A 2,762-nucleotide genomic window follows, 5' to 3' on the forward strand; every position below is an offset into this window, starting at 1 on the left:
CACAAAGGGCAGTCATGGTCTTTTTCAGTTTATTCTTCATCTGCATTTTCCTCCTGTTCTTCATAGTCTGCCGCTTCGGTAGCGTGTGCGGCGTTCATGCCGGGAATACCGCTGCCGGACAGCATAGCGTTCAGTTCCTGCGGGGTCAGACGCATAGCTCGTACAAGCTGCACGATTTCAAGGTTTTCCGCTTCGGTTTTCTGCGCTTCCAGTCCTTTTAACTTGTTCTGATACTCTGTGATTTTCTCGCGGGTCTTTGCGATTTCCTTATTGATACGGTCGATTTTATTGTTTGCCATAGGTCATTTCTCCTTTCTTTTTGGGGCTGCTTTACCAGTTCATCAGCCCGTAGCCTTTGATACATTGATAGTTAAGGTCATAGCTCTTTATCTTGCAGGCGTCGCCGGAATTGCCCTCAACGGTATAGACGCGGCTTCCGTCCCTGCCAAGCACAAGCCCCACATGGTCTGCAACACCGTCTAAATCCCAATCGAAAAAGATAGCGTCGCCCGGTGCGATATTCTCATAGCCCCGCGCGCCCCATTGTCCCCTTGACTGGAACCAAGGAACGCCCTGCCATTCGCAGCCTGCAAAGCGGGGTTCGCTTTTTCCGGCTTGATTGTAGCACCATGACACAAAGCAGGCGCACCATTCCACGCGGCTGTTAAAGCCATACCAACTCCAATAGGGATAACCGCCCACGTTTCCGACTTGCTGTTTTGCAAGCTCCATAAACTCCGGGTTTCCGGGACGTGTGCCGTTTACAAACTCCACGCCGCTTAAATCCTCGGAGGGGCTGCCGTCGGGAGAGCCGCCGCCAAAAATCAACGGTTTGTTGCCCTGTGTCTGTAAGTACACTTTGAACATTTCAAACTGCTGTGGGTTCAGCAGTTCTTCCGCAAGGGAAGCAATCGGCTTGTTTGTCAGCTTCACGTTCAAGATACGGTATTCGTATTCTTCCTCGTTGCCCTCCTCGTCGGTGGTGGTGCGTATCTCGATTTCTTCCGTCAGCGTCAAGGTGTACTGTAAGCCGAACAGCCGTTTTAGCTCTGCCTGTGCGCTCTGTGGGGTGTAGCTCTGTAAAAGGGCGGTCAGATAAGACGCAAGTTCGTGTGGGTTATGCCCGATAGTGTCAAGGTCATAGCGGTATTCATCATAGCCGCTGTGGGTGGTTTCGATATTGTCAATCTCACTTTGCAGTTCGTTTTCCATTGCAGCATAGCTCTGTTCCGTTGCCACAAGGTCGCTGTCCTCGGACGTGTAGGAAGTCCCTAACACGCTGTTCATGCTGCCGGAAAACATTGCCCCACAAGAGGAAAGCCCTACTGATACCATGATGAACAGAAGCAGCGCGGCGATAGCGATTATCACGCCCGCCGGGTGTCGCCCTACAAAGGCAGCCGCTTTCTTTGCTGCTGTCTGTGACGCTCCGGCGGTTGCTTTGGCGGTGGCTGCACCGCCTTTCTTTACAGTTTTTGCATACTGGCGTTTGATTTTTTGTTTCTGCATAAACCGGGAAAAGGGATTGCTTGTAAGCTGAGGATTTTCCTGCAAGACTTTGTGATACTGGAAGTTCACATTTGCCTTGAACGCTGCCTTTTCTGCCTTTGCTGCTTCCCGGTAGGGTTTCAGCTTATGGCTGCGGTAGCCCTGTTTGAATTTCCTTGTCCCGTACCTTGCGCCGCGCTCGGCAAGTTCCTCCGATTTGTGCGCGCCCTCCGCGCCGGAATTGTCTTTCTCGACGCTGTGGATTTTGTTGTGAACAAAAATACCCGCTTCCTGCGCGGGGCGGGATAACGGGTTGCTGTGGGCTTTGCCGCCGGGTATCGGCTTTTCCTGTTCCTCAAAGTGCAGGCGGGTCTTTGCCTTTCCTGCGGCTTCGTCAAAGGTGCGCTCCTTAACCAGTTTCTTTTGCTTTGGGATAGCTGCCTTTGCTGCGTCCAGTCGGTCAGCGGCTTTTTCCGATTTTTTGATGTAAGTTTCCAGTTCCGGCGTTGCCCGTTCTTCCTCGGTAAACTGTAAGCGGGAAGTGGAAGTACGCAAAGCAGTAGCTTCCTGCTCTTTTTTGACTTCCTTTTTGTTTGCTTTTCGGGTATGTGCTGCGTCAAGATGTTCTATGACGCGTTCCGCTGCGGCACTGTCCGGCTGTGAAAAGTCGCTGTCTGCTTCCCGGCTGCTGATACGCTCGGCGGTCTGCTGTGTTTCGTTTACCTCGATAAGCCCGTCGCGGGTCATTTTCTGTGTGATTTTATCGCGTGGTTTTAATTGCTTGATAGTCCTGCACCTCCAATCCGCGCCCTCGCAAGGGCGCAATATTCTGCATTTAATTCAATCCCGATATAATGGCGGTCAAGGCTTTTTGCTGCAAATCCTGTGGTTCCGCTTCCGAAAAACGGGTCTATGACAATCCCACCTTTGGGACAGCCCGCCAAGATACAGGTTTCCGCTAATTTCGGGGGAAAAGCTGCAAAATGCGCCCCTTTATATGGGACAGTGTTAATCAGCCACACGTCCCGCTTGTTCCGCGTGGTCGGCATGAGCGCGTCGTCATAGTAGCCACCGTCCCGCGGTCGGTTTAGTCCCTGCACCTTTCCTTGTCCGGGTATTTCCAGTGTGTATTTGCTGTTGGTGCTGCGCGCTCTGCGATACCGTTCTGCGGTAGTAGGTGCTAAGGGTTCTGCAATGGCGGCAGCGTCATAGTAATATTTCTTTTCCTTTGAAAGCAGGAAGATATGTTCATAGCAGCGGGTCGGGCGGTCTTT

Annotated in this window: 3 protein-coding genes; all 3 read right to left on the reverse strand. The window is 52.1% G+C overall.

Going from position 1 to position 2,762, the window contains the following annotated elements; translation table 11 throughout:
• Positions 1–29: 29 nt before the first annotated feature.
• Positions 30–299, reverse strand: coding sequence for a DUF4315 family protein (locus tag DWX32_RS18915; RefSeq protein ID WP_069432103.1), 270 nt, complete (start codon positions 297–299; stop codon positions 30–32).
• A gap of 31 nt (positions 300–330) precedes the next feature.
• A complete protein-coding gene (locus DWX32_RS18920) occupies positions 331–2,235 on the reverse strand; it encodes a CHAP domain-containing protein (RefSeq protein ID WP_069432102.1) in 1,905 nt (634 codons plus the stop codon).
• A 26-nt stretch (positions 2,236–2,261) separates the two neighbouring features.
• The coding region (locus tag DWX32_RS18925; RefSeq protein ID WP_147398515.1) for a DNA-methyltransferase at positions 2,262–2,762 on the reverse strand (501 nt) is incomplete at its 5' end.

This window comes from Blautia sp. AF19-13LB, assembly GCF_003479105.1.
GTDB lineage: Bacteria > Bacillota > Clostridia > Lachnospirales > Lachnospiraceae > Fusicatenibacter > Fusicatenibacter saccharivorans.